Raw genomic sequence first — 24282 nt, 5'->3', positions numbered from 1 at the left:
CGCGGACGTGGCTCAGCTGGTAGAGCATCACCTTGCCAAGGTGAGGGTCGCGGGTTCGAATCCCGTCGTCCGCTCGGAAGGGCCTTGCCCGGTGGAGTGGCCGAGAGGCGAGGCAGCGGCCTGCAAAGCCGCGTACACGGGTTCAAATCCCGTCTCCACCTCGATGTAAGCCCGGGCGATTAGCTCAGTGGGAGAGCGCTACCTTGACACGGTAGAGGCCACTGGTTCAATCCCAGTATCGCCCACCATCACACCCCCGGCCGGAAATCTCCTTAATACTCGAAGAAGCGGGAGCAGTGCCGCCGGACCGGCTTTTTCTCCACTCAATGAAATCTCCTGATCGCCAGGCCGCCGCCTTCAACCGGACCATGTCCCAGCACACCCGCGAGATGGCCCCCGGGATCTTCCGCGCCCACGACTTCGCCCGTTACCCGGTGATCGCCGACCTCCTGCGGGCCGCGCCGCGGGCGCGCGGCGTCCTGTACGACCTGCCCGCCGGGCTGGGACCGAGGCGGAGTTCCGCGACCTGCTGGCCGCCGCCGGCCTCGCGCCGATCACCTCCAGCGGCCCGATCCCGCCCGTGAACTACCGCGTCCTCGAAGCGGGAATCGGCGGGGTCAGGCCAGGTGGGCGGTGAGGAAGCGTTCGACGGTGGCGTAGTAGGTCTCGCGGTTCTCCGGGCGGGCGAGGCCGTGGCCCTCGTTGGGGAAGAGGAGGTATTCGTACGGCAGGCCGTTGGCGCGCAGGGCCGCGACGATCTGTTCGGCCTCCTCTCGGGGGACGCGGACGTCGTTGGCGCCCTGGGCGACCAGGACGGGGATGGCGATGTCGGCGACGCGGGACAGCGGTGAGCGCTCCCAGAGCATGTCGTGGTCGGTGTCGGGGTCGCCGACGTTGGCGTGCATGAAGGCGAGGAGCGGGCGCAGGTAGGCCGGGCCGCCCTTGAGGAGGGTGAGCAGGTTCGACGGGCCGCACAGGTCGACGGCGCACCTGAACGCCTTGGGGGTGAAGGCGGCGCCGGCGAGCGCGGCGTAGCCGCCGTAGGAGCAGCCCATGATGGCGACCCGGGAGGCGTCCACGGTTCCGTCCGCGGCCAGGTGCTCGACCGCGTCGAGCAGGTCGTGGTGCATGGCCCTGCCCCACTCCTTGGCGCCCAGGTTGTGGAACTCCTTGCCGTAGCCGACCGAGCCGCGGAAGTTGACCTGGACGCACGCGTAGCCCCGGTTGGCCAGCCACTGGGCCTCCTCGTCGAAGCCCCAGGAGTTGCGCGCCCACGGGCCGCCGTGCACGTTCAGCACGGCGGGCAGGCCGCGCCGTGCGGTGCCGGGCGGCCAGGTGACGTAGCCGTGCACCTCCACGCCGTCGCGGGCGGTGAAGACGAAGGGTTCCATGACGGCCAGCCGGTAGCGGGCCAGGCCGGGCTGGTGGGTGAACAGCAGCCGCAGGGTGCCGGCCTCGGTGTCGAAGACGTAGAACTGCACCGGGTGGTCGGAGGCGACCACGGTGACCGTCCAGTGGCGGTCGGCGCGCTCGGTGCGGTCGATGGAGAGCTCGCCGTCCACGCCGAGGCGGGCGAGTTCGGCGCGCAGGCGGGTCAGGCGGGCGGCGTGAGCGTGGTCGAGGAACACCCGCTCGTCGCGGTCCTTGCCGAACACGACGGCCTGCGGCGCGCGGGTGAGGGGGTCGAGTTCCACCCTTTTTACGTCGTAGGTCGGGTCGGCGGCGAGGAGGGTCCGGTGACCGGTGACGGTGTCCACCTGGTGGAGGCGGGTGGTGTTGGCGCCGACCGAGGAGAGCAGGTAGCAGGTCGCGCCGTCGCGGGAGTAGCCCGCGATGTGGGTGCCCATGGCGTCCTCGCGGGGGACGTCCTGCCAGGGGGCGGGCTCGTCCGCGCCGGGCGGGGCCAGGTGGATGGTGGAGCCGCCCTCGGGGTTCAGCGCGGTGCCGCCGCGTATCCGCAGGTCGTTGTCGATCTCCCAGGTCAGGTAGCCGGGGTTGGTCGCGACCTTGGTCAGTTCGCCGGTGGCGATGTCCAGCCGGTAGACGTCGTGCAGGTCGCGCCGGTCCAGGTTCAGGCCGAGCAGCATGACGCCGGGGTGCCACCGGTTGTGCGCGAGCACGCGCGTCTGCACGCCGTCGAACGGCGTCACGCAGCGCTCGGCGCCGGTCTCCAGGTCCACCAGGTAGAGCCGCCAGCTCTCGTCGCCGTCCCGGTCGCGCAGGTAGAACAGGGTGCGGTCGTCGTGGCAGAACCCGCAGGAGCGGATGCCGCGCCCGCGGTCGCGCGTGACGGCCGTGGCCCGCTCCGGCGCGTCCGCCGGTCCCACCCACACGTTGACCACGCCTTCGTCGGGGGCGAGGAAGCGCAGGCGCGTGCCGTCGGGCGAGAGCCCGGGCGCGGCGTAGGCCGGGTTGCCGAACAGCACGTCACGGGGGATGTACGTGACGGTCTCAGAGATCATGACGCTCTCCCACCAGACGGAGCTCGCGCGAATCGCGCCGGGCGTTCCACCAGCCGGACAACCCCGGGTACTGCGTGATCGCCCGCTCGGCCGTGAGCGGGGACTCCGGCTTCCCCGGTAGCGCGCGCGGCGAGCCCGGGGCGGCGGGGATCAGGGTGTGCGCCCGGAAGATCTCGGCGGCGAGGTCCGGGCTGGTCAGCGCCGCCTGCGTGATCCGGGCCCGGACGGCGCGCTCGAACGCGGTCATCCGCTCCGCCCGCTCCGGGCGCAGGCCGTCGTTCTCCGTCGCCATCCGCCAGGACCGCCCGGCCTCCTCGGCCATGGCGGCCTGCAGCCCGGGGAGGGCGGCGGGGCCGTGCCGGGTCAGCTCCGCGTCGAGCCGGAGCGCGCTCAGCGCCGCCACCGACATGCCGTGCGAGTGGACGGGGTTGACCGCGACGACCGCGTCGCCGATCGCGAGGAAGCCGGGCAGCGGCGGGGTTCGTTCGAAGAACCGTCTCCTGTTGGCGGTGTCGCGGTAGGCGCGGATGGGTCCGGCCGGTTCGGCCTCGGCCATCAGGTCGGCGATGATCGGGTCGCGCAGCGAGCGCGCGAAGCGGGTGAAGCCGGGCTCATCGGTCGGCGGCTCGCTTCCGCGCGTGCCGGTCAGGGTGACGATCCAGTGGTCGTCCTCGATCGGGAACAGGGTCGCTCCCGCGCCGGGGCGCTCGCCGTCCGGGCCGGGATGCAGCATGACGGCCGGGATCGCGGCGGCGAGGCGGGCGGGCGCGCGGTACAGGCGCGTGGCGTAGGCCAGGCCCGAGTCCACGCGCGCCTCCTCGGGGGGTGCGGCGCCGAGTTCGGCCAGCCAGCGCGGCCCCTGCGAGCGCCGTCCGGTCGCGTCGACGACCAGGCCGGCCGGGATCGTCTCCTCGGTGGTTCCGCGCCGGACGCGGACCCCGGTGACCCCGGAGGCGTCGCCGGTGAGGCCGACGGCTCGCGTGCCCTCCCGCACCGGGACGGCGCCGCCGTCCAGCGCCCTCCTTCGCACCACCTGGTCGAGCAGGCCCCGGCCGCACGAGATGAGGTACGCCTCGGTCTCGCAGCGCCGGTACCAGCCCTGCGCGGTGAGGATCAGCGTGTCGCCGGACAGGCCGCGCCGGTGCGCGCCGCGCGCGTAGAGCGCCGCGAGGGTGCCGGGCAGCAGCGTCTCCAGGGCGGCGGCGCCACCGGCGACGAGCACGTGGCTGTGGTGGGCCTGGGGCAGCCCGCGCCGGGGAGCGGGCGTGGCGGGGTAGTGATCGTCCTCGACCACCACGACGCGGCCGGCGTGCCTGGCCAGCACGGTGGCCGCCAGCACGCCCGCGAATCCCCCGCCGAGCACGACCGCCGTGGTCATCGCGGCACCGGCCGGACGGCGGCGCGCGGCGGCGCCGCGTCCGGACGCCTCACGCGCGGGCCTCCTCGGCGATCTCCTGCGCGCTCTCCTCGATGAACCCGTTCTCGACCATGGAGCCGATGAACTCGTCCACGTCCGTCAGGATGCGCCTCAGCATCCCGGTGTGGGTTCCGGCGAACTCGTGGGACAGCTTGGTCCCGACCGGTTCCCGCTCACCATCGCTCGCCACGAGCATCCAGATCCGCGAACCCGTCTCGTTGAGAGTCCGGAAGTCCCCGGTCTCGGTGTGGTACAGCGAGATGCCGTCGGCGGTCTCCTGCCATACCACGGCGTCACTAATCCGGAGCGACACGCTTGGGCCTCCTCTAAACCGGCGTGATGGACAGCGGCTCCCCGACCCGGATGACCCGGCGGGACGGCGGCACCTCGCGTGTCCAGTCGTCGTAGACGGGGTGCTGGTCACCGTTCGCGACCAGCCGGGGCGTGGTCATCGCGAGGTCGTTCGCGGCGAGTTCGGCCCGGGTGACTCCGGTCTCCTGCCACAACTGGGTGACCACGCCGTGCCGCAGGATCCGGCACAGGTGGCGGCTGTTGCGGCGCGGGTCGCCGGACTCGGCCATGTGCGCGGCCCGGCAGCCGCCGCCGCAGGACGTCTTGATGTAGCACTTGGCGCAGTCCTCGTGGTACTCGCCGCCGAAAACGGTGCTCCTGCGCATGACGCCGAGCACCGGCCCGGCGAAGATCTCGGAGAGCGGCTGCCGCCGTACGTTGCCGGCGAACGCCGCCTGCCCGGTGATGAGCTTGCAGGGGTAGACGTCGCCCAGCGAGTTGACGTAGATCTCGTTGCCGCCCATGCCGCAGTTGCCCTTGACCGAGCACGGCTTGACGGTCCTGGGGCCGTCCGGGCGAAGCTTGCCGGCCACCGGCGAGGTCCAGGCGAGCTGCTGGATCCGCAGGTGGTCCGCCCAGCCGAAGTCGTATCCGTCGTCGCTGCCCCGGCCCAGCTTGTTGTGGTACATCAGCCGGATGCTGTCGACCTCCAGACCCTCCATGAAGGTCGCGAAGCCCTCCAGTTCCTCGACGTTGTCCGAGGTGACGATGTGGTTGATCCTCGGCACCACGCCGGCTTCATTGAGCAGGCGCATCGCGCGGTGGGTCCGGGCGAAGGAGCCGGCGCCACGGGTGCGGTCGTGGGTCTCGGCGGTCCCGCCGTCCACGCTGATCGTGACGGCGTCGAACAGCTCGGCGAACCGCTGGGCCGTCTCCGGGGTCCTGATCATGGTGGCGTTGGTGATGATGTTGGCCCGCAGGCCGCTGCGCTTGGCGTGCTCGACGATCTGGAACAGGTCCTTGCGCAGCATCGGCTCGCCGCCGGTGAAGACGAGCAGCTCCGCGCCGAAGGCGGCGATCTGGGAGACCAGGTCGAGCGACTCGGCGGTGTTCAGCTCGCCCGGCAGGCACTTCTCCGAGGACGCGTAGCAGTAGGGGCAGCGCAGGTTGCAGCCGTCGGTGATGGCGTAGTACGCCGTGCGCAGCGGCGCCTCCCCCGTCTTGATCTCCGGCCGGTTCCCGTTGTAGTAGACGACCCAGCTCAGGATGAGCTTGGCGAGGGTCCGTTCGGTCTCCTGGCCGGCGTCCAGGGCGGGGGGCTCCCCCTCGGGCCGGGGACCGGCCAGGGCCGAGAGGACGGCGAACTCTCTCGGGTCGAGCACGCACCGGCCGCCCGATTCCGGGTTGACGACCAGGTGGTCGGTTCCGTGCACGAAATAGGTGAGGTCCTTCGGCACGTCGAACAACGCGTGGTTCCGGGCCAGTTTCCCGGTCATCCCGTCTCCCTTCCCGCCCCTGGCCGCGTGCGCGGCCCCGGGCCCGTTCCGGCGGCCGGATGGCTGCGGGAACGGGACCGCCGGGACCGCGCACGCGAACCGTCGGGACTAGTTCTGTCCAGAGCCGGACCAGACACCGCACATGCAGAGCATGGCGGCCTCGAAGCCGTGCTGCGCCGCCTCGGGCTTGTCCCACTGGCCGCCGGACTGCGAGTGCGCCAGCACCTCAGGGAGAACCGCCGGGATCCGGTTCTTGAGCGAGATGAGCAGGTCGGTCTCTTCTTTGCTCAGGGAGGCGAAAGCGGCGCCGAGGTCCTCGGGAATCGAGCCGCCCAGAACTCCGGCCTCACGCAGGGCTTGCTTCGGGTCGAAGGCCATTCCTCCACCTTTCCATTCGTGGGGGGTGCGTTTCGAAATGAGTATCACCCGGCCCCCTCCGGGTGACACAACCCCATAAATGTGGGCATTTCCTTGAAGCGCATTCAGCTGGAATCTAGGAACTGCGCGACCAAGTCGCGCCGGATTCCGCGCCGAGCGGAGCGGCGGCGCACGGCGGCCACGTACCGACGTGCAGAAACTCATGAGCATAGCCGTAGGCCACGAGCTGGCTGCGATTACTGCAGGCGAACCGGTCGAGCAGTTTGCTTATTCGCTCGGCGACGGTATACCTGCTGAGGCGCATCTCCCGTGCGATTCTCGTGGTCGTGTACCCCCTGGCCAGCATGACGATCAACAGCCTGTCCCGTTCGTTCATCAGGCCGTCGGAAGCATGATTCATAAGCAAGCTCCGGGTCGAATCGCCTTGACCGGAGACACTCCTGCTGGAAGCGCCTCATTCCGGACGCTAGAAGCAGGCGGTTAACCAACGGTATAGCCCAACCATGTGCGCGGTTGGTGTGCGCTCTCCTCCGCCTCCCGGGTGCGCGGCCGACGTCACCGCGGGATCAGCAGCGGCAGGCGGCGCACTCCGCGCAGGAACAGGTCCGATGTCCATTCCAGGTCCGCCGGATCAACCGCCAGCGACATTTCCGGAAACCGATTGACCAATGACCCGATCGCGGTTCTCGCCTGAACCCGCGCCAGCGCCGCGCCGAGACAGAAGTGAATTCCGTGGCCGAACCCCAGATGCCGGTTCGGGTCGCGGCCGATGTCGAACACGTCCGGCCGGGGAAACACCGCCGGATCGCGGTTGGCGGCGAGCAGCACCGGCAGCACGATCTCGCCGCGCGGGATCACCGCCTCGCCGACACGCACGTCGGAGAGCGCGTACAGCGGCCTGGCGTGCCCGACGGGGCCGTTGAACCGCAGCGTCTCCTCCACCGCAGGGCCGATCAGCCGTGGCCGCTCCCGCAGCCGGGCGAGCTGGTCCGGATGCCGCAGCAGCTCCAGCACCCCGATGCCGATCAGGTTCACCGTCGTCTCGTCACCGGCGAACATCAGCTGGAAGACGCTGGACACCAGCTCCTCGCGGCTGATCCCGCCGTCGCGCTCCTCCTCCACGAGCCGGGACAACAGGTCGTCGCCGGCTTCCGGCCGGGCGTGCCGCTCGTCGATCTTCTCGCTGATGTATTCGACGAACCTCATCCCGGCGCGGAGCGTGCGCACGCCGTTCCGGCCCGCCAGCATCTCGTCGCTCCAGGCGCGGAACCGGGCGCGGTCCTCCACGGGGAAGCCGAACAGCTCGGCCATGACCAGAATGGGCAGCGGCAGGGCCAGCTCCTCGATCACGTCCACCTCGGCCCCGGCCGCCGCCCTGGCTGCCATGCAGTCGAGGAGTCCCCCGACGACGTGCTCGACCCGCCGTTCCAGCGACGCCACGGTCCTGGCGCCGAACGCGGGCGCGATCAGCCGCCGCAGCCTGGTGTGATCGGGAGGGTCGAGATGGAACACGTTCCGCCGCACCATCGCCAGCGCGTCGATCTCCCACCGGCGGTGCGGCGCGGCGAGGTCCGCTGGCAGCCGGTCGAGCTGACGCCCCACGTCCGGGTCGAGCAGCGCGCGCTGCACGTCCGGGTACCTGGTGAGGTACCAGAACGCCCGGCCGGTGGCCCGGCCCACCTGGCGGTGGACCGGCGCCTCCTCGCGCATCCGGTGGAACAGGGGATGCGGGTCGGCTACGTGCTCCGGGGCGGCCGGATCGAACGACCGCTCCCGCGCGCTCGCGGTCACCGGGGACCGCGGCCGTTGCGCACGTCCAGGGCGAAGAACCGGCCGACGGCGCGGCCCAGCTCCTCCAGGCCGAAGAAGCCCCGGCGCGCCATCTCCACCTCCGCCGACGAGCCGTCGCGCCGCCAGTGCCGCAGGAACAGCCGCGCGCAGATCTCCGGCGGCGGCACGACCAGCCGTCCGCGTGCCTGGTCGGTGGCCTCGTCGGCGCGGACGACGAGGTCCGACCACTCCTGCCAGTCCGGCGAGTCGCGCAGCCGCTCGATCACCGCGGGCCGCCAGTCCGCCGACTGCCATACCGGCCACACCCGCACCATGACCGGCCGGAGCCGCTCGGCGACGGGCGACTCCGCCGCCTCCGCCTCGGTGAGCCAGAACGACAGGGCGCTCGGCAGCGCGGCGCCCGACGGCACGCCGAGACTGGCGCGGGCGTACGCCTCCGGGGTGAGACTCAGCTCCTCGGCGCTCTCCCGCAGCAGGCCGCTCAGGACCTCCTCGTGCACCGATGGATAGTCGCGGCCGAACAGCCTGGCCGCGTTCAGCACGTCGAGCGCCGACATCCACCGGCCCGGGGCGTACTCCCGGGTAGAGCGCCACTTCAGCAGCTCCTGGTGGGTGATCCCGGTCAGCGCAGAGGGCGTCCTGCCGGGCTCCCGGTCGACACGATCGACACGATCGACACGGTCGCCCACGGCGTCCAGCGCGGCCAGCGCGTCGAGCCGTTTGAGGTCCCAGACGCCCGCGCCGATCATCCGTTCCAGCGTCGCCAGGCAGTCCCGGACGTCGCCGTCCAGGGCCCGCGCCAGCTCCGGCCAGGTGCGGTGGGAGAACGGCCGGGCCTTGGCGGCCCGCACGATGCGCTCGCCGGCCGCCTCGGGGACGAGACCGGCCCTGGCGCCCTCCCGGCAGCCATGGCGGATGTTGACCATCGCCACCGTTCCGGCGGGGTAGCCCATGGCGGCGGGGCCGTGCAGGATGGCCACCTCGTCGTCGCCGTCCACCTCGCCGGTCGCGTACATGCGGTACACCGATCCGACGCCGCGCATGCCGTAGGGGCCGAGCTCGGCCGCCCGCAGCGCGCCCATGCTGGCCGCGCCGATGACGTCCACCCCCTCGCCGAGCAGCCAGATGATCTCCTTGTGCCCGACCGACAGCCGCTCGCGGTAGTAGCCGTCGATGACGACGGCGGTATCGCCGGGGTTCCAGTCCTCCCGCAGCAGGTCGCCCCTGGACACCGGGGGACGCACCTCCGCCTCCGGCACCACGGCGCGGATCTCGGGGGGAGTGATCGTCGGTCCGGCATAGACGACGGTCCTCACTACAGCACCTCCGGGCGGACGCGGCTGCCCGGCGCCAGCACCCTGACGACCGGGACCCCGACGGCCTCGTGGGTCAGGTCGACCACGAGGGGCGCGTGCGAGAACGCGCGCGAGGCGCGCCCGACCACGTCCTCAAGGTCGTCGAGCAGGCTCTGGTGGGCGGCGAGCGGGACGATGGCCGCCCCGGGCTCGGACGGCGGGCGGGGACCTGGCGCGGGGTCGCCGTTGAAGTCGGCCCACAGGTCGTCCCGCGAACCGGCGATGTAGCCCAGCCGGGTCTGCGCCGCCTCGGTGACGGCCCGGGTCAGCGCGATCTCCGAGCTGAGGTGGCAGCCGAACCCGGTGAACGCGGGCGGGTAATCATCACAGGTGATCCGGGCCAGGAAGCACGGCAGGCCGGTCGGCGAGGGCACGGACCTGACCTCCAGGCGGACCCCGGCCCGCTCGATCAGGTCGCACAGCTCCGCTACCACCGCCGACCCGAGCGTGCGGGGATCGGCGCGCTCGCCCATCTCGCCGGTGCCGAGCGCGGCCGTCATGGCGTCGCGCTCGATGACCTCGTACAGCGCGTGCAGCACGCTTTCGATCAGTGTGTTTCCGCTGGCCAGGCCGTTGGAGGAGGCGAAGAACACCGGGGGGTTCCAGCCCGTCCTGCGCGCCAGCGACAGGCCCACCGTGTCCTTCGGGACGAGCGTGCCCGAGCCGTCGGCCAGCGACCTGGCCATCACCCACTCCAGCGGCAGCCCGTCGTGCAGCACGCTGGGCGTGGCGGGCGTCAGGGCGCGGACGTCGTAGGACAGTTCCGCGGCGACCTCGCGGGGCGCCGCCGTCACGTCCGCCGGCATCGGCTGTTCGGCGTGCCAGAGCTCGACGGCCTCCATCAGCGCGGACAGTTTGGCCAGCTCCGGCGTGATGCCCTTGCCCTGCGACACCGCGAGCGTCTGCGAGGCGGGGCGGATCGCCTGATACGTCGGGATCCCGATGGTGTCGAGCCAGGTGATGTCCGCGACCCTGGTGACGCCGGCGTGCCGGGCCGCGCGGGTGGCCATCTCCAGGGTGGCCGCCGGGTCGCCGGCCCGGTCGGTGCCGGGCAGCCGGACCTTGCCCTGGTCGCCGACGGCGGCGATCCAGGAGAGGGATGATCCTTCGGTCTGTGTCGTCATATCTGTCGTCATGTGTGTCGTCATCGCACTTCCGCCGGGGTCAGATGTCGCGGGCGCGGTACAGCAGGGCGCGGCCCGCCACGCCGTAGCCGACGACCGCGACGCAGGCCAGCACGAGCAGATCCGGCCACGCCTCGGCGAAGCCGAAGACGGCGGCGTCGCGCATGCCGTCGATCGCGTACGTCAGCGGGTTGACCACCGACACCCACTGCAGCACCAGGGGCATGTGGTCCACGGTGTACATCGAGGGGGCGCTGAAGACCAGGACGAGCAGCGAGACGTTCGTCAGCACCATGAACGTCTGGAAGTCCTTGATCGTGATCGCCGCGGTCAGGTACAGGCCGTTGAAGGCGACGCTGGCCAGCGTGAGAGCCGCCAGCAGGCCCAGCCAGCCCTCCGCGCCGAACGGGAAGTCGAACAGCAGCACAGCCACGCCCAGCGCCAGCAGGCTCTGCCCGAGCACCAGCGACACCCCGGCGAGCAGCTTGCCCGCCAGGAACCGCGACCTGCGCATCGGATAGGACCAGAGCTGCGTGGACACGCCGCTCAGCTCCTCCTGGAACAGCGCCATCCCTGACGTACCGGCCGCGCTGACGACCGACATGGCCAGCACCATGGGCAGCAGGAAGATCGCGAACGGCAGGTCGGCGCCCTTGTAGGAGATGTTCCCGACCAGGTTGCTCAGCGAGGTGTTGACCAGCAGCAGGTACACCAGCATCGGCGTCAGGCTGAGGACCAGGTTGACCCGGTTGCGGGCGAGCAGCGCGTACTCCCGGTAGAGCACGGCGAACAGGTCGGCGGCCCTGGCGGTGCCGGTGGGCGGAGCGACGGCGAACGTCAGCTTGGCGGCCATGTCACCCCTCGTTCTCGGTCATCCGCAGGAAGACCGTCTCCAGCGAGTCCTTGGCGGTCGAGAAGCCCGAGATCGCGACCCCGTGGTCCTGGCAGTGCCTGGACAGCTCGGGCAGCACGTCCCTGGCCGCGGCGCCGTGCAGGCGCACCTCGGCGCCGTCGGCCGTCCCCGTGAGCCCGGCCGACTCCGCCCAGGCCAGCACGGTACGGCCGGCCGCCGCGTCGTCCACCGTGATCACCAGGTGCGCGGTGCCGAACTCCTCGACCAGCTCGCGCGGCTTGGCGAAGCGCAGCACCCGGCCGTGGTCGATGACCATGACCCGCTGGCTGTTGCGCTCCAGCTCCTCGATGTGGTGGCTGGTCCACAGCACGGTCACGCCGTGCTCCTCGCGCAGCCAGGTCACGAACCCCTCGACCTGGTGGCGGCCGGCCACGTCCAGGCCCGCCGACGGCTCGTCCAGGATCAGCAGCCGGGGAATGGTGATCAGCGCGCGGACGAGTTGAAGGCGCTGGCGCTGCCCGCCTGAGAGCTGGAAGCAGAGCTGTGGCAGGGCGTCCTTCAGGCCGAGGAACTCGGCGACCTCCATCGCCCAGGGCCGGGCCTCTTGCCAGCTCAGGCCGCGAAACCTGGCAGCGATGCGCAGGTTATCCAGCGCTGGGAGCATCATGTCAAAAGGTCCGGTCTGGTGCATAGCCCCGATGCCGCTCTTGGCGGCGACCGGATCGCGGACCGGATCGGCGTCGAAGACCCGGACCCGGCCCGAGGTGGGAGCGGTGACCCCGCAGATCATCTTGATCAGCGTGGTCTTGCCTGCGCCGTTGGGGCCGAGCAGCCCGATGGTCTCGCCGCGGGCGATCTCGAAGGAGATGTCGTCCACCGCCGCTCTGTCGCTGCGCCGGTAACGCTTGGTCAGCCTCTCGGCGGTCACCACGTCGCCGGACACAGCCCCACCCTTCACCTCGCCCCCCGGCGCGACCGGCGGGACGGAATAGAGGTCTCCAGCGATAAGGGTGGTCTCGTTCCCATTTCAGACAGCCTCAAATCAAGGGCCATGCCGCCACCTTTCCCGATTGTCGGGGGCGCGTTACAGAAGGAGTATCACCAGGCGGCGGGCGGGTGGCACAACCCCACAAACGTGTGTTCCGGAATGCCGCGAACACGCGTCTCCCGTTCGGAAACCGGTAACACAGATTTCCTGTCGCGCCGTAGACGGCGACGTAAGCGCGCCGAATAATGATCGAGTCGGCACTCCACCACGAACTCTGCGGATCAGTACACGCGCCTATAACGGACCGTTCCCAGGGGAACGCATGAGCCATTTCGGTCGTATCACTTTTGGCGTTCTAGGGTCGCTCGAGGCACAGGCGGGCGATCGGGGTCTGGATCTCGGTCCTCTCAAACAGCGGGTCCTGCTGGCGATGCTCCTGTGCCGGGCCAACAGCGTGGTGTCCATGCAGGAACTGCTGGACGCCCTGTGGCCCGACTCGCCCCCGCGCACCGCGATGAAGAACCTGCAGGTGTACGTCAGCCAGCTCCGCAAGATCCTGTCCACGGGCCCGCACGGCTCGCTCATCGCCTTCCGCTCCCCCGGCTACCGCATCACCCTGGAACCCGCGCAGCTCGACGCCCTGCGGTTCGAGGACCTGACCAGGAGCGGACGCCTCAGCCTCAGATCAGGCGACTCCGTGCGCGCCTCCGCGCTGCTGCGCGAGGCGCTCGACCTGTGGCGCGGTCCCGCGCTGTCCGACCTGTGCGCCGGGCCGAGGCTCCAGGCCGAGCTGGGGCGGCTGGAAGGGCGCCGCCTGGCCACCTACGAGGACTGGTTCGACGCCGAGTTCGCCCTCGGGCACGAGACGGACGTGCTCGACGAGCTCGACGAGCTGGGGCGCGTCCATCCGCTGCGCGAACGGCTGCGCAGCCAGCAGATGATCGCGCTGTACCGGTGCGGACGGCAGGCCGAGGCGCTGGCCGTCTTCGACGAGATCCGCCAGACCCTGGCCCGCGAGCTGGGCCTCGCCCCCAGCCCGGCGCTGCGCAGGCTCTACCAGTCGATCCTCGCCGACGACCCCTCGCTCGGCGCGACGCCCCCGGCCGAACCCGCCGCCGCCCACCTCGCGATGGCCCCGGTGACCGCGCACGGATCGCTCCTGCCGCGTGACACGGCCGACTTCACCGGCCGCGGGCGGGCCTTGGACAAACTGACCGCGGCCCTCACCGGCGACGGCGACACCCGCTGTGGGCTCGTGGTGCTGCACGGGCTGCCCGGCGTCGGCAAGACGGTCCTGGCCGTGCACGCCGGGCACCGGCTGCGGGCCGCGTTCCCCGACGGCCAGCTCCTGGTGCAGATGCGCGGCCCGGACGACCGGCCCCGGGCGGCGGACGAGGTGCTCGGCGAGCTGCTGCGGACCTTCGGGCTGGGCCGGGGCGCCGAGGGCGAGCGGCAACTGGACCGCGAACGACTGCTGCGGGCCTGGCTGTCGAACCGGCGCGTGCTGCTGGTGCTCGACAACGCCGCCGACGAGCGGCAGGTGCGACCGCTGCTGCCCGGCATCGGCGGCAGCGCCGTGGTGGTCACCGGCCGCCGGCTGCTCGGTCTGGAGTCGGCCTGCTACCTGGGGCTGGGGCCGTTCTCCCTGGACGAGGCACTGGAACTGCTCAGCCGTACGGCGGGGCAGGCGCGGCTGCGGGCCGAGCCGGACGCCGCCGAGGAGATCGTGCGGGCCTGCGACCTGCTGCCGCGGGCCGTCCGGATCGCCGGGCTCAAGCTGGTCGCCCGGCGGCACCTGCCGCTGCGGCGCTGCGCCGACCGGCTCGCCGACCCCGGCAACCGGCTCGACGAGCTGTCCGTGCGCGACCTCACCATGCGCACCGGGGTCGAGTCGCTGTACCGCGACCTGACCCCGGCCGAGCGCGCGCTGTTCCGCTGCATCGGCGCGCTGCCCTCCCCGCGCTTCGACCTGCCCACGCTCGCCGGGCCGCTGGCGTGCTCCCTCGACGACGCCGAGACCGCGCTGGACGGCCTGATCCAGGCCCACGTGGTCACCGAGGTGCACGCGAGGGAGACCACCGCGTACCGGATGCCTTCGCTGCTGTGGGCGTACGCCCGCGAACGCGCGGGCGAGGACCCCGCCGTGGCGTGGGCCGCCACCCGCGCGGGCGAGCGCGGACGCTCTACGGCGCGGCGCTGAGCAGCGCCTGCACCGAGCGCAGCAGACCGAGTCCGGCCTCGCGGCGGCCGGAGTCGATCCCGCCGAAGGCCCGCACGAGATCCACCAGTTCGGCCAGGTCGGCGCCCTCCTGCGCGAGGATGACGCCGGCCGTCCGGCTGCGCTGCACCACGCGCAGCGCGATCGCGGCCTGCTGCCCGAACAGCGACAGCAGGTCGATGTCGCCGAGCGGCGCGACCCGCACGGTGGGGTCGAGGACCTCCAGCACGCCCACGACCCGGTCCTCGTCCAGCAGCGGGGCGGCCATCAGGGAGGAGGGGACGTATCCGGTGGACCGCGCGAAGTCGCGGGCGAAGTGCGCGCTCTGCGACAGGTCCTCCACGATCAGCGGCTCGCGGCAGCCGACGACCCACCCGGCGATGCCCTGGTCGGCCGGGAAACGCCGCCCGACCAGGAACTCCTCCCCCGCGCCTGAGACCGCCTCGAACACGAGGTCGCCGCTGACCTCGTCGAGCAGGAAGATCGAACTGGCCGCGGCGCCGAAGATGGAGCGGGCCACGTCCACCACCGACCGCAGGAGCCTGCGGTCCTCCGGATCGGAGTCCACCACGGCGGCCGCGACGGCCGCGAGAAGCCGGTCGCTGTCACTCATGCGTCACCTCTGACGTTAGCGGCGGTCAGATACAGCAGGCTCTTCACCTGAAACGGCGTCAGGCGGGGATGGGCGGACCTGATCAGCGCGCAGTACCCGCTGACGTGCGGGGCGGCGAAGCTGTTGCCCGAGCACCGGGTGCTGCCGCCGCCGGGCCAGGCCACCTCCACATCGACGCCGTGCCCGAAGAACTCCACGGGCGGAGCCGGGTTGTACAGGATGAGCGAGGGGTCGCGCTCACCGTGGCTGCCGACGGAGATGACCGAAGCGAACCGCCACGGGAAGCTCTCCACCGGCAGGTTGTGCGCCGAGGCCACCAGCAGGCAGCCCGCGAAGTACGCCTCGTCGGCCAGGGCGTACAGCTCGCCGGCCAGGCCGCCCCGGTTCGTGGACAGGCTGAGGTTGATGATGTCGAAGCGCTGCCGGACCGCCCACCGCAGCCCGGCGAGCAGCGCCTGCCCGGTTCCGCCGAACCCCTGGTCCAGCACGCGCACGCTGTACAGCTCGCACTCGGGCGCGATCGAGCGGATGATGCTCGCGCAGGCGGTGCCGTGCCCGCAGCCGTCGCGGGGCCGGCACCTGCTGACCCGGGCCTCTCCGTCGATCCCCATCCGCACGGCGTGGTTGCCGTGGATCCGGCCGATCATCGGGTGCCCGGGCTCCACGCCGCTGTCCACGACGCACACGCGCACCCCGCGCCCGGTCGCGCCGCCCCAGGCCCAGTCACGGGTGACGTGCGCGGGCCAGTCCGTCTCGATCTCGATGTCGCCCGGCCCGTGCTCCAGCAGGTTCCAGCTCAGCCCCGGCCGCGCGCTCACCGGACGCCTCCGGCCCCGCCGGGGACGGCCTCCGCCCACCCCTGCCCGACGAGATGCCCCTTCCGGGCGAAGTGCCGGTGCGCGGCCGTGGCGGCCGAGCGGGCTCCGTCTGGGTCGTCCAGGTCGGCCAGCACCAGCGCCTTGTCCAGCAGGGCGGTGCCGCGGCAGGTGATCGAGTCGGTCAGCCGCGCGTTGCGCAGGGCGGTGCGGATCAGCCGCTGCGCCCGGTCGGACCTGCCCCGGCTCGCGTACACGCGGGCCCGGATCCCGGCCAGGTCGGCCAGTGTCATCGGCATCACGTCGCTGTGCCGGGCCTCGGCCGCCCGCACCAGCTCCAGCGCCTCCTCCGTCCGGCCGCGCGCCAGCATGAGCCGGGCCAGGTCGCCCGACGCCGCCACGTAGGTCTGGACGTCGCCCAGTTCGATGGACGCCCGGGACGCCCGTCGCAGCGCCTCCTCCGCCGGTTCCAGGCGTCCCGCCAGGGCGTCCACGGCCGCGCCGAAGACCAGCACGGAGGCGGCGGCGAACGCGTGCCCCAGCCGGTCGATGACGGACTGGGCGGTGGCGATCAGCGCCCGCGCCTCATCGAACTCCCGCCTCCCGGCCAGCAGCACCGCGAGCGGGCACGACAGCGTGGCCTGGACGGCCCGCCGTCCCTCGCCGTAGCGGCCGAGCAGGTCACGGCACTGCCCGATGCCGTCCTGCGCGGGCACCGGGCCCAGCCACAGCGACACGGCCAGCGCGCCGAGCACGGTCGCCCGTTCCAGTTCCGCGTCGGCCCGGTTGGCGTGCGCGAGGGCCTGCCCCAGCGGTTCCACCGCATCGCCGAAACGCCCGCGCACCTGCTGGGCCTGGCCGATGCGCAGCCACCCGCGCGCCTGGCCCAGCGGGTCGCCCGCAGCCTCGAACACCGGCAGCGTCTCGCGGGCCACCGCGGCGATCGACTCGAAGCCGGGCAGCGAGGTGTCCAGGTAGGCGAGCTGCAGCCGGCAGTGCGCGGCGGCGGCCTGATCGCCCGACTGTTCCGCCTGGGCCAGCACCTGCCGCAGCAGGTCCCTGCCGGTGTCCACGCCGCCCACCGCCAGCCGGGCGTCCACCAGCGACAGGGCGACCCGCAGCCGCCCCGGATCGTCCTGGGCGTGCAGCGCCAGCGCCCGTTCCAGCAGTTCGACGGCCCGCTGCAGGTCGCCGTGGCGCAGCGCCACCGAGCCCGCCGCGCCCATGGCCACCGCCGCGCGCTCGCGCAGCAGCCGGGCGTGGCCGTCCAGCGGGCCGAGGTCGGCCAGCAGCCGGAAGGCCCGTTCGAGGTGGGCCGCCATTAGGTCGGGATCGGTCCGGTCACCGCCCGGCCCTCCCTCCAGGCGGTGGGCCAGCCGTTCGTGGCAGCGGGCCCGCGCTCGTTTGGGCATGCCCGCGTAGGCGACCTGCTGGATGAGCGTCCCGGCGAAGCGGTAGCCCTCGCCGCGCGCGCCGCGCGTCCACGGCCGGATCAGGCGGCGGTGGGTCAGCACGCGCAGCGCGTCGGACAGCTCCGCGGGCTCGCCGTCCCACAGCGCGGCCAGTGCCTCGCGGGTGAACTCCCGCCCCTGCATGGCCGCGGTCGCGGCGAACTCCAGCACCTCGCGGTCCACCCGTCCCAGGGCGTCCAGGCGGGCCGTGACCAGGGCCTGGATGGTGGGGGGCAGCGCGTCGCCGGACCCGCCGTCGTGCAGCATCGCCACGAGCTGTTCCAGGAACAGCGGGTTGCCCTCGGCCAGCGTGACGATCCTCTCCAGGGTGTCCGTGGCGTGCGGGGTGACCTCGCTGAGCGCGTCCACCAGCAGGCGGGACTCGTCGGCGGCCAGCGGCGGCAGCGTCATCGAGATCGCGTTCAGCTTGCCGCTGCCCCACGCGGGGCGCCGTTCCAGCAGGTCCGGGCGGGCCACGCAGAGCAGCAGGACGGCGCCGGCGGTGGTCCAGTCGGCGACGTGGTCGAGTGTGTCCAGCAGGGACTGACCGGCCCACTGCAGGTCGTCCAGCACGAGCACCACGGTCCGGTCGCGGCCCATCGCGTCCAGCAGGCGGCACACCGCCCAGGAGGTCTCCTCGATGGAGGCGCCGGGCGTGCCGTCGGACAGCAGACCGCAGCGCAGCTCGGCCAGGTCCTCCGGCTCCGGTCCCCCGCACTCCTCGGTGGGCGGCCGGTCCAGCACGCCGTGCAGCGCGTCGGCGAGGGCCAGCAGCGTGCCGCCGCCGCCGTACTGACGGCACCGGCCGGCGCCGACGACCGCGCCGCGCCCGGCCGCCTCGGCGGCGAAGACCTGCGCGAGCCGCGACTTGCCGACGCCCGCGTCCCCGAACAGGCTGACCAGCACCGCGCACCGGTCGCGCCCGGCCCGTTCCAGCGACCGGAGCAGATCGTTCAAGTGCGGATCTCTCCCCACGAACGGGCCGTCCACGCGGCGCGGCAGCGTCGGCGCGTTCACGTCCAGATCCACAAGCCGGTAGGCGGGCAGCGGCTGTGACCTGCCCTTCAGCGGCAGCGGGCCGACCGGTTCCGCGATCAGCCCCGCCCCGGACCCCCGGAAGGTGTCCGGGCCGAGCAGGATCTCCCCCGGCGCGGCGTGCTGCTCCAGCCGGGCGGCGATGTTCACCGCCTCCCCGGAGGCGAGCACCTGGTCGCGGCCGGCGGGCGCGCGCGGCGTGACGACCTCCCCGGTGTTGATGCCGACCCGGATCCCGATCCGGACCCCGAGCAGCCGCGTCAGCTCCTCGTTGAAGCCGATCAGCGCCTCCCGCATGTCGATCGCCGCCCGGATCGCCCGCCGCGGGTCGTCCTCGTGCACGACGGGCACGCCGAAGACGGCCATGACGGCGTCGCCGATGTACTTCTCCACCGTCCCGCCGTAGTGTTCGATGGGTTCGCGCATCAGCTCGAAGTAGCGCAGCATCAGGGCGCGGAGCGACTCCGGGTCCAGCCGTTCGCTGAGCGCGGTGGAGTCGGTCATGTCGCAGAACAGCACTGTGACGATCTTCCGGGTGTCCTGGTCGCCGCCGCGTACCGGATCGACCGGCGCCCCGCAGAAGGGACAGTAGCGCGCGTCACCGGGGATGCCGGCCTGGCAGCCTGCACAGTTCATGCGGTCCTTTCCAGCGGTGCGGCGACGGTCCCGCTCAGAACAGCAGCCCGCCGACCGTTCGCTGCTGGTGGGCCACCACCTCGGGGCCGGACTCGTCGAGCCTGCGTCTCACCTCGACCAGCACGGCCAGTTCCTCGGCCGACAGGCCGAGGAGGACCTCCTGCTGCTCGGGCGGGAGGTCGGCGAGCCGGAGACCGCACGCTTCGAGCACCAGCCTCGGGTCAGGTGCGGCTGTCATGGCCCGTCCTCCCTCTCACCCGTGCCTTCCGTGCGTCGATCACGAATCTCCCCTTCGCCGGTTGGAATGCGGTACGGATCCGGTTGGTCCCGGGTACGTGATCCGCCGGGCCGTATGGGCGCGGCGCGCATACCGGATCCGAACCCCGGGCAAGGCGATCCCATCCCGCTCCGGGCGAGGCTTGCGGGGTCGGAACGAGGCCCGTCGAAGCGAGGCGACGTGCACCTGGCCGAACTGCTCGAACGCCGCACCGTGCCCGCCGCGGGCGTCTGGTTCGCCCTCACCAGGCGCTGCCCGCTGCGCTGCCTGCACTGCTCGACGGACTCCACGGCCACCGCCCCCGAGCACTCGCCGCAGCCGTTCCTGCGGCTGGCGCGGACCTTCACCGCCTCAGACCACCCCGAGTTCGCGCTGTTCACCGGCGGGGAGCCGCTGCTGCGGCCGGACCTGGTGGTGGAGCTGGCGGAGACGGCCAGGGCCGTGGGGACCCGCTCCTACCTGCTCACCGGGCTGTTCTTCGCGCGGCGGGGGCGGATCCCGGCCGCGGTCGGGCGGGCGGTGCGGGCCGTGGACCACCTGGCGGTGAGCGTGGACCGCTTCCACGAGCGGGAGGTGCCGCGCCGCGCCGTCTTCGGCGTGCTGCACCGGCTGCTCGCCGAGGGCCGGGACGTCAGCCTGCAGATCGTCTCCCACGACGGGGACCCCTATCTGGAGGAGCTCACCGGCGAGGTGCGGCGCGAGTTCGACGACCGGGTGCCGATGCTCGTCGGCCGCCTCGCCCCGGCCGGTCGCGCCCGGCAGTGGCTCCCGCTCTCGCGGGCAGTGCCGGAGCCGCCGGGGGCGGCGGACCCGTGCTCGCTCGCGGCGTGGCCGGTGGTCCGGTTCGACGGCGTGGTGGTCGCCTGCGGCAACCAGCACGCCCTGGACGCCGAGCACCCGCCCGCCCACCTGTGCCTGGGCGACGCCGCCCGCGACGACTGGACCGCCATCAGGACGCGGACCTTCGGCTCGCCCGCACTGCGCGCGATCCGCCTGTACGGCCCATGCCACCTCGCCACCCGCCACGGCGGCGACGCCGTCCCCGGCGACTGCTGCGCCACCTGCCTGCGCCTCCCCCCCAGCACCGGCGCCGCAGAGGCCGCCCGCCCCACCACGGCCGCCCTCGAACACGCCGTCGCCGACCTCCGCGCGAAAGCAGGCGCCACAGCCTTCCTCCGCCCCCACGCCATCCCCCGCTACGCCCCCCTCGCCACCCTCGGCCACCCCGATGCCTGAGGTGGTGGCGCGGCGGCGGCTGGAGTGGGCGGAGGTCGAGCGGGCCCGGGGGGTGCGGTGGGGGGCGGGGTTGTTGCATCTCACCGATACGTGTCCGGTGGGGTGTGCGCATTGCAGCGTGGGGTCGCGGAGGGACGGGCCGAGGGTGACGGACTTCGGGCTGTTCGAGGCGATGCTCGACGGGCTGTGCGCCTCGCCGGGGCTCGGGGTCGTGGCGATCTCCGGTGGGGAGCCGTTCGCGGAGCGGCGGGCGCTCAGCCTCGCGGCCCGGCGGATCACGGCCACCGGCAGGCTGCTGGTCCTCTACACGAGCGGCGTGTGGGGCACGTCCGGCGACCCGCCCGCGTGGATCGGCGGCGTGCTCCGGCTGGCGAGCTGCGTGGTGCTCGGCGGCGACGCCTTTCACGCCGCCCGCATGCCCGCACCCGCGTTCGCCGGGGCGGTCCGCGCCGTGGTGGCGGCGGGCGCCCATCTGGTGTGCCAGGTGCTGGACACGCCGCGCGAACGCGAGACCGCCGCCCGTGCGCTCACCGAGGCGCTCGGCCCCGGCTGGTCCCGGGTGGCCGAGGTACGTCCCGTGCCGCTGCTGCCGTACGGCCGGGCCGCGCACTTCCTGCCCCCGCCTCCCTCCGCCCCCGGCGGCTCGTTCGGGCGCTGCCCCATCGTGGACGCCCCCGTGGTCCGCTACGACGGCTGGGTGCTGGGCTGCTGCGACGAGAACGTCGTCATGGGGGCGGGCCCGCCCGCGCTACGCCGCCGGGCGACCACCGCCGCCGAGGTGACGGCGGCGCTGGCCGAGTTGCGCGACGATCCGCTGCTGACCGCGTTCGGCCGGACCGGGCTGGGGGCGCTCACCGCCGCCGAGCCGTACCGGGATCTGGCCGGACGGCCCATGCGGGGGATCTGCGACCTGTGCGGGCACCTGCTCGCCCGCGCCCAGACCGGCTAGGGGCCGGTTTGCCCGGTGCCGAGCAGCGCGATGAGGCCGCGCAGCGTGTGCAGCGCGCTCAGGCCGATGGCGGACTCCTGCTCGGGCGTCAGCGGCAGGTCGCCGAGCAGGCGGTAGAGGTCGTCGCGGTGTCCCGGGTCCAGTTCGGCGTGCCTGGTCAGCGTGCGGAAGGCGGCGGCCGGGTGCCCCGTCGTACGGCGCAGCCACCCCACCCACCCCGGCGAGGGCGGGTAGCCCTCCACCACCGCGATGTAGCCCAGCAGCGAACACGGGTGGTAGTGCCGCAGCCAGTAGTACTGCGCGCCGACCAGGCCCGCCACCGCCGCGCCCGGCGCGTGCGCGAGCGGGCCGTCCGGGTCCTCGCCGAGCGCGGCCAGGTCCTGGCGCACCCACTCGTCGTGCCCGCGTTCCTCGCGCGCGTGCCGGGCGTAGTAGCCGGCCAGCCGCCCCGCCACCGGGTCGCGGTCGGCGCGGGCGCGGCACTCGGCCAGGGCCGCCTCCAGCAGCGGCACGCTGGCCCGCATCACCGTGTGCAGCATGGCGAGGTAGCCGGGGTAGCGCGCGGCGGCGTCGCCGTCCCACATGGCGCGCACGGTGGCGAGGTAGCCGGGCAGCACCAGTTCGATCTTCGCCCGCAACGCCTCGCCCGCCCCGATCACGTCCCAGACCCTCCCGCGTGGCGCTTGCCGTCCGGTTCGGATCGGGCATGGACCCGGTTCATTCACCGGTTCATTCGCTGATGGCCCGGCCCCGGTTTCCGCTGGTGTGCGCGTGCCCGATCAGGGCGACCACGGCCCGGTAGTCGGCGGACCGCAGCCCGCCGCCGCTGAACCCCCGGCTCAGCGGCCTGCCGGGGTCGGCGTCCAGGCGAACCCAGCCCCGGCGCAGCAGCACCTCGCCGGCCGTTCCCCCGGCGGAGTCGCCGTACGGGTTCCCAGCGGGACCGGCGTTTCCGGGCCCGAGTTCCGCCGCCGGACGGCGATTATCCTAGGCGCCACAGGGCCTGCCAAAAGCCGGAATCATGGAGCGTGCCACCATTTCCCGGTAAATGCCCCTGATTTACATAAAATGAAATATGCGGGTGGCCGACGACACTTGAGCTATTCGCTAATTTCCTACCTGTTTGTAACGTCGGTCGCCGACCGCCCCGTGATGAGCCCGTGCCCGCCGGGAGTCAGGGAGGAGAGAAAGAGCCGGTCCATCCCGGGCAGCCCGGCCAGCCGCAGCAGCCCGTCGCGGGCGGCGATGCGGAACCTGCTCGGCGGGGCCATCCACCGGATGAACCGACGGCCGAACGCCTGCACCTCGGCGATGACGGGCCGCATCCGGCGCTCGTAGCGCCCGAGCGAGCCCGGCACGTCGCCGGGCGTGGCGGCCAGCTCGTCCGCCATCACCCACGCGGCGGCCATGGCCATGGACGCGCCGTGCCCGGCGAACAGCGAGACCGCCTGGCAGGCATCGCCGAGCAGGGCCACCCGGCCGTGGCTCCACTTGCTCGCCTCGACCTGGGAGACCTGGTCGTAGTAGATGTCGGCGGGCTCGGCGCGCAGCACGCCGGGGAGGATCCAGCCGAGGTCGCCGAAGTGCTCACGCAGCGCGGCGACCGGATCGCGCGGCGGCTCCGGGTCGGGCTCGGCGCGCAGGAACAGCACGGCGAGCCGGTCGCCGCCCAGCGCGTAGCCCCCGGCCATCCGGCCGGGCACGGTCAGCATCCGGTAGCGCGGCCCGATCAGACGGCTGAGCCGGGCGTCGGTCAACGTGTACGCGGCGACGTGATGCCCCAGGTAGCGGATCTGATCGCCGGGGCCGAAGGCCTGGCCGCGCACGGTGGAGTGCACGCCGTCCGCGCCCACCAGCAGGTCCACCGTGCGCGTCGTGCCGTCGGTGAGGCCGACGGTGACGGCCTCGCCGCCGGGCCGGATCTCCGCGACGCTCGTGGCGTACCGGATCTCCGCCCGGGTGTCGTCCCGGATGATCCTGGCGAGGTCGCCGCGCAGCAGGCTGATCACCCCGTCGAAACCGGACCCCATGGCCAGGCGGGAGGTCTGGCGGCCGTTCCGATCGACGTAGCCGATCTCCGACACCGGGTGGCGCACCTCGCGCAGCCGATCGGCCAGCCCCATCCGGTCGGCCACCTCCAGGCCCGCGCCATAGAAGTCGATCATGTAGCCGCCGTCGCGGAACACCGCCGACCGCTCGACGACCTCCACCTCCCAGCCCGCCCGTTCCAGGTGCCAGGCAAGGGTGAGGCCGGCTATCCCGGCTCCGCAGATGAGCGCCTTCATTGGACTACCCCTCTCGCAGCGTCAGCATGGCCCTCAAGGGCGCGCCCAGGGCGGCGACGTCCATGCCGGGGTCGATGCCCCGGTGCAGCACCAGGCCGTCCACGGCCGCGACGAGCACGGTCGCCGCGGCCGAGGCGTCGCCCGGATGCCCGTGCTCGCGCAGCCACCCGGCGAGCCGCCCCCGCAGATCGAGAAGCAGCCCGGCGAGCCGCTCGCGCAGCTCGGGCAGCCGCGCGGAGGCGAGGTACATCTCGGCGATCAGCAGGGAGGCGGGATCGGTGCCGGTGTAGCGGGCCATCTCGCCGAGCAGCCGGTCGACGCCCTCCCCGATGCCGGGCAGGGCGGTCACCTCCCGCGCGATGCCGTCGAGCATCTCGCCCGCGACGGCGGTGGACGCCTCGACCAGCAGCTCGGTCACCGAGCCGAAGTGGTAGTGCACCACGCCCGGCGCCACCCCCGCGCGTTCGGCGACCAGCCGCGTGGTCACGTTGCTCCAGCCGACCTCGCCGATCAGCTCCACGGCGGCCTGGAACAACCGCTGCCGGGTCGCGTGGCCGCGCTCGGCCGCCTTCGCCATGCCGTACCTCATGGACAAGTGCCCTGGACGTTCAC

At 72.8% G+C, this 24282-nt stretch carries 23 protein-coding genes and 3 tRNA genes; 7 read left to right on the top strand and 19 right to left on the bottom strand.

The annotated features are described in order from the left end of the window. The first annotated feature begins 1 nt into the window (after position 1). The 4 genes from P3X83_RS41605 (at position 2) to P3X83_RS41590 (ending at position 584) form a co-directional block, all read left to right on the top strand. Positions 2-74 (top strand) — tRNA-Gly (locus P3X83_RS41605). Positions 75-90: 16 nt separating this feature from the next. Then, positions 91-161, top strand: a tRNA-Cys gene (locus tag P3X83_RS41600). Between the two features lie 12 nt (positions 162-173). Then, positions 174-248: transfer RNA gene (locus tag P3X83_RS41595), tRNA-Val, on the top strand. Between the two features lie 78 nt (positions 249-326). Next, positions 327-584, top strand: coding sequence for a hypothetical protein (locus P3X83_RS41590; RefSeq protein ID WP_277310957.1), 258 nt, complete (start codon positions 327-329; stop codon positions 582-584). Between the two features lie 33 nt (positions 585-617). Here the strand turns inward: P3X83_RS41590 and P3X83_RS41585 are convergent, their stop codons facing one another. The 11 genes from P3X83_RS41585 to P3X83_RS41535 all read right to left on the bottom strand — a co-directional run bounded on the left by P3X83_RS41585 (position 618) and on the right by P3X83_RS41535 (position 12110). Then, complete coding sequence (locus tag P3X83_RS41585) at positions 618-2462, bottom strand: S9 family peptidase (RefSeq protein ID WP_277310956.1); 1845 nt, start codon at positions 2460-2462, stop codon at positions 618-620. After that, positions 2452-3840: an FAD-dependent monooxygenase gene (locus P3X83_RS41580; protein WP_277310955.1), complete on the bottom strand. Its 1389-nt coding sequence runs from the start codon at positions 3838-3840 to the stop codon at positions 2452-2454. Before P3X83_RS41580 ends, P3X83_RS41585 begins: the two co-directional genes overlap by 11 nt. A 49-nt stretch (positions 3841-3889) precedes the next feature. Further along, positions 3890-4192 (bottom strand): PqqD family protein, encoded by a 303-nt coding sequence (locus P3X83_RS41575; RefSeq protein ID WP_277310954.1) that lies wholly within the window; start codon positions 4190-4192, stop codon positions 3890-3892. Between the two features lie 13 nt (positions 4193-4205). After that, complete coding sequence (gene stsB, locus P3X83_RS41570; protein ID WP_277310953.1) at positions 4206-5666, bottom strand: StsB family radical SAM/SPASM domain sactipeptide maturase; 1461 nt, start codon at positions 5664-5666, stop codon at positions 4206-4208. 108 nt (positions 5667-5774) lie between these two features. Then, positions 5775-6044 carry a StsA-related sactipeptide RiPP gene (locus P3X83_RS41565; RefSeq protein ID WP_277310952.1) on the bottom strand — a complete coding sequence of 90 codons (270 nt, stop codon included), beginning with the start codon at positions 6042-6044 and terminating at the stop codon, positions 5775-5777. Between the two features lie 115 nt (positions 6045-6159). Beyond that, positions 6160-6420, bottom strand: coding sequence for a LuxR C-terminal-related transcriptional regulator (locus tag P3X83_RS41560; RefSeq protein ID WP_277310951.1), 261 nt, complete (start codon positions 6418-6420; stop codon positions 6160-6162). Positions 6421-6599: 179 nt separating this feature from the next. Continuing rightward, a complete protein-coding gene (locus P3X83_RS41555) occupies positions 6600-7835 on the bottom strand; it encodes a cytochrome P450 (protein ID WP_277310950.1) in 1236 nt (411 codons plus the stop codon). Then, positions 7832-9151 carry a TfuA-like protein gene (locus tag P3X83_RS41550; protein ID WP_277310949.1) on the bottom strand — a complete coding sequence of 440 codons (1320 nt, stop codon included), beginning with the start codon at positions 9149-9151 and terminating at the stop codon, positions 7832-7834. The genes P3X83_RS41555 and P3X83_RS41550 overlap by 4 nt, the downstream gene beginning before the upstream one ends. Next, entirely contained in the window at positions 9151-10314 is a 1164-nt protein-coding gene (locus P3X83_RS41545; protein WP_277310948.1) for a YcaO-like family protein, read from the bottom strand. Before P3X83_RS41545 ends, P3X83_RS41550 begins: the two co-directional genes overlap by 1 nt. Before the next feature lie 40 nt (positions 10315-10354). Beyond that, positions 10355-11167, bottom strand: coding sequence for an ABC transporter permease (locus P3X83_RS41540; protein WP_277310947.1), 813 nt, complete (start codon positions 11165-11167; stop codon positions 10355-10357). A 1-nt stretch (position 11168) separates the two neighbouring features. Then, positions 11169-12110 carry an ABC transporter ATP-binding protein gene (locus tag P3X83_RS41535; RefSeq protein WP_277310946.1) on the bottom strand — a complete coding sequence of 314 codons (942 nt, stop codon included), beginning with the start codon at positions 12108-12110 and terminating at the stop codon, positions 11169-11171. A 367-nt stretch (positions 12111-12477) separates the two neighbouring features. Here P3X83_RS41535 and P3X83_RS41530 point away from each other — a divergent pair, with 367 nt between their 5' ends. Next, positions 12478-14355 carry an AfsR/SARP family transcriptional regulator gene (locus tag P3X83_RS41530; protein WP_277310945.1) on the top strand — a complete coding sequence of 626 codons (1878 nt, stop codon included), beginning with the start codon at positions 12478-12480 and terminating at the stop codon, positions 14353-14355. Here the strand turns inward: P3X83_RS41530 and P3X83_RS41525 are convergent. The 4 genes from P3X83_RS41525 to P3X83_RS41510 are packed head-to-tail and all read right to left on the bottom strand — an operon-like array spanning position 14339 to position 19161. Further along, a complete protein-coding gene (locus P3X83_RS41525) occupies positions 14339-14986 on the bottom strand; it encodes a GAF domain-containing protein (RefSeq protein ID WP_277310944.1) in 648 nt (215 codons plus the stop codon). The two genes, P3X83_RS41530 and P3X83_RS41525, sit on opposite strands and share 17 nt — an antisense overlap. Continuing rightward, positions 14983-15804: a S8 family serine peptidase gene (locus tag P3X83_RS41520; RefSeq protein WP_277310943.1), complete on the bottom strand. Its 822-nt coding sequence runs from the start codon at positions 15802-15804 to the stop codon at positions 14983-14985. Before P3X83_RS41520 ends, P3X83_RS41525 begins: the two co-directional genes overlap by 4 nt. Beyond that, the gene (locus tag P3X83_RS41515) at positions 15801-18923 is read right to left on the bottom strand and encodes an adenylate/guanylate cyclase domain-containing protein (RefSeq protein WP_277310942.1); all 3123 of its coding nucleotides are present in this window, start codon (positions 18921-18923) and stop codon (positions 15801-15803) included. Before P3X83_RS41515 ends, P3X83_RS41520 begins: the two co-directional genes overlap by 4 nt. 34 nt (positions 18924-18957) lie before the next feature. Then, positions 18958-19161 (bottom strand): aroma-sacti cluster domain-containing protein, encoded by a 204-nt coding sequence (locus P3X83_RS41510; protein WP_277310941.1) that lies wholly within the window; start codon positions 19159-19161, stop codon positions 18958-18960. Between the two features lie 219 nt (positions 19162-19380). On the opposite strand from P3X83_RS41510, the gene P3X83_RS41505 reads away from it, so the two are divergent. Together P3X83_RS41505 and P3X83_RS41500 are read left to right on the top strand one after the other, a co-directional pair. Further along, the gene (locus tag P3X83_RS41505) at positions 19381-20436 is read left to right on the top strand and encodes a radical SAM protein (protein ID WP_277310940.1); all 1056 of its coding nucleotides are present in this window, start codon (positions 19381-19383) and stop codon (positions 20434-20436) included. A 145-nt stretch (positions 20437-20581) separates the two neighbouring features. Next, positions 20582-21385 carry a hypothetical protein gene (locus P3X83_RS41500; RefSeq protein ID WP_277310939.1) on the top strand — a complete coding sequence of 268 codons (804 nt, stop codon included), beginning with the start codon at positions 20582-20584 and terminating at the stop codon, positions 21383-21385. Here P3X83_RS41500 and P3X83_RS41495 read toward each other — a convergent pair. The 4 genes from P3X83_RS41495 to P3X83_RS41480 all read right to left on the bottom strand — a co-directional run bounded on the left by P3X83_RS41495 (position 21382) and on the right by P3X83_RS41480 (position 24247). Beyond that, the gene (locus P3X83_RS41495; protein WP_277310938.1) at positions 21382-22044 is read right to left on the bottom strand and encodes an iron-containing redox enzyme family protein; all 663 of its coding nucleotides are present in this window, start codon (positions 22042-22044) and stop codon (positions 21382-21384) included. The two genes, P3X83_RS41500 and P3X83_RS41495, sit on opposite strands and share 4 nt — an antisense overlap. Before the next feature lie 70 nt (positions 22045-22114). Continuing rightward, on the bottom strand, positions 22115-22279 hold the full coding sequence (locus tag P3X83_RS41490) for a hypothetical protein (RefSeq protein WP_277310937.1): 165 nt from the start codon (positions 22277-22279) through the stop codon (positions 22115-22117). Positions 22280-22500: 221 nt separating this feature from the next. After that, a complete protein-coding gene (locus P3X83_RS41485) occupies positions 22501-23670 on the bottom strand; it encodes an FAD-dependent oxidoreductase (protein ID WP_277310936.1) in 1170 nt (389 codons plus the stop codon). A gap of 4 nt (positions 23671-23674) precedes the next feature. Beyond that, entirely contained in the window at positions 23675-24247 is a 573-nt protein-coding gene (locus P3X83_RS41480; RefSeq protein ID WP_277310935.1) for a TetR/AcrR family transcriptional regulator, read from the bottom strand. Between the last annotated feature and the right edge of the window lie 35 nt (positions 24248-24282).

The organism is Spongiactinospora sp. TRM90649, from assembly GCF_029382225.1.
GTDB lineage: Bacteria > Actinomycetota > Actinomycetes > Streptosporangiales > Streptosporangiaceae > Spongiactinospora.
The sequence above is the reverse complement of the archived record's forward strand: the minus strand, read 5'-3'. Positions and strand labels throughout refer to the sequence as shown.

Coding starts and splice junctions, on each gene's coding strand:
- P3X83_RS41590 (WP_277310957.1), top strand. CDS start 327: ATGAAATCTCCTGATCGCCAGGCCGCCGCCTTCAACCGGACCATGTCC.
- P3X83_RS41585 (WP_277310956.1), bottom strand. CDS start 2,462: ATGATCTCTGAGACCGTCACGTACATCCCCCGTGACGTGCTGTTCGGC.
- P3X83_RS41580 (WP_277310955.1), bottom strand. CDS start 3,840: ATGACCACGGCGGTCGTGCTCGGCGGGGGATTCGCGGGCGTGCTGGCG.
- stsB (WP_277310953.1), bottom strand. CDS start 5,666: ATGACCGGGAAACTGGCCCGGAACCACGCGTTGTTCGACGTGCCGAAG.
- P3X83_RS41565 (WP_277310952.1), bottom strand. CDS start 6,044: ATGGCCTTCGACCCGAAGCAAGCCCTGCGTGAGGCCGGAGTTCTGGGC.
- P3X83_RS41560 (WP_277310951.1), bottom strand. CDS start 6,420: ATGAACGAACGGGACAGGCTGTTGATCGTCATGCTGGCCAGGGGGTAC.
- P3X83_RS41545 (WP_277310948.1), bottom strand. CDS start 10,314: ATGACGACACAGACCGAAGGATCATCCCTCTCCTGGATCGCCGCCGTC.
- P3X83_RS41540 (WP_277310947.1), bottom strand. CDS start 11,167: ATGGCCGCCAAGCTGACGTTCGCCGTCGCTCCGCCCACCGGCACCGCC.
- P3X83_RS41530 (WP_277310945.1), top strand. CDS start 12,478: ATGAGCCATTTCGGTCGTATCACTTTTGGCGTTCTAGGGTCGCTCGAG.
- P3X83_RS41525 (WP_277310944.1), bottom strand. CDS start 14,986: ATGAGTGACAGCGACCGGCTTCTCGCGGCCGTCGCGGCCGCCGTGGTG.
- P3X83_RS41515 (WP_277310942.1), bottom strand. CDS start 18,923: ATGAACTGTGCAGGCTGCCAGGCCGGCATCCCCGGTGACGCGCGCTAC.
- P3X83_RS41510 (WP_277310941.1), bottom strand. CDS start 19,161: ATGACAGCCGCACCTGACCCGAGGCTGGTGCTCGAAGCGTGCGGTCTC.
- P3X83_RS41485 (WP_277310936.1), bottom strand. CDS start 23,670: ATGAAGGCGCTCATCTGCGGAGCCGGGATAGCCGGCCTCACCCTTGCC.
- P3X83_RS41480 (WP_277310935.1), bottom strand. CDS start 24,247: ATGGCGAAGGCGGCCGAGCGCGGCCACGCGACCCGGCAGCGGTTGTTC.